The sequence below is a fragment of the Microbacterium sp. HSID17254 genome (assembly GCF_003989315.1).
GTDB lineage: Bacteria > Actinomycetota > Actinomycetes > Actinomycetales > Microbacteriaceae > Microbacterium.
The window spans coordinates 1-723 of sequence record NZ_RBLT01000215.1 but is presented as its reverse complement, the minus strand read 5'-3'; the positions used below and the strand labels follow the sequence as shown (position 1 = coordinate 723).

Here is a 723-nt window from a genome sequence, read left to right as displayed (position 1 = left end):
CGACGGCGTCGGGCTGGCCGGCCTGAGAACCCCCTCGCTCGGCGAGAGGGTGAAAGTGGCGAACGAGAGGGAGGGGCGCGGCCTGAAGCTGCCCCGGCTCATCGGCGGCGCCGCGACCTCCCGCCAGCACACCGCGGTGAAGATCGCCCAGCGGTACCAGGGCGACGTCCTGCACGTCCTGGACGCCTCCCGGGTCGTCGGGGTCGTCTCCGACCGGCTCGACGACGACCGCGCCGAGGCCCTGTCCAAGCGCAACGACGCCGACCAGCAGCGGTTGCGCGAGCAGCACGAGGGACGGCAGGCCAAGCCGCTGCTGCCCTTCGCCGACGCCGTCGCCAACCGCGAGGCCGTGGACTTCGGCGAGCCGCCCGTCCCGGAGTTCACCGGGGTGCGGCCGTGCGAGCCGACGATCGCCGAGCTCCGCGAGCTGATCGACTGGCAGTTCCTGTTCCTGGCCTGGGAGCTCAAGGGCAAGTTCCCGCAGATCCTGAACTCGCCGGTCGCCAAGGAGCTCTACGACGACGCCAACGCGATGCTGGACCAGATCATCGCCGAGGACCGCTTCACCGCGAAGGGCGTCTACGGCTTCTGGCCGGCCCGTGCCGAGGGCGAGGACATCGTGATCTCGCCGGACGGCGGTGACGTGCGGCTCCCGCTGCTGCGCCAGCAGAACGTGAAGCCGGACGGGCGGGCCCACCGCCGCCTCGTCGACTACCTGGTGCC

The 723-nt window shown here is 71.9% G+C and carries 1 protein-coding gene; it reads left to right on the top strand.

Going from position 1 to position 723, the window contains the following annotated elements; all coding sequences use genetic code 11:
- Window positions 1-55: 55 nt before the first annotated feature.
- Window positions 56-723: vitamin B12 dependent-methionine synthase activation domain-containing protein (locus D8M34_RS18670; RefSeq protein ID WP_274543291.1), on the top strand; the 668-nt coding region annotated here is incomplete at its 3' end.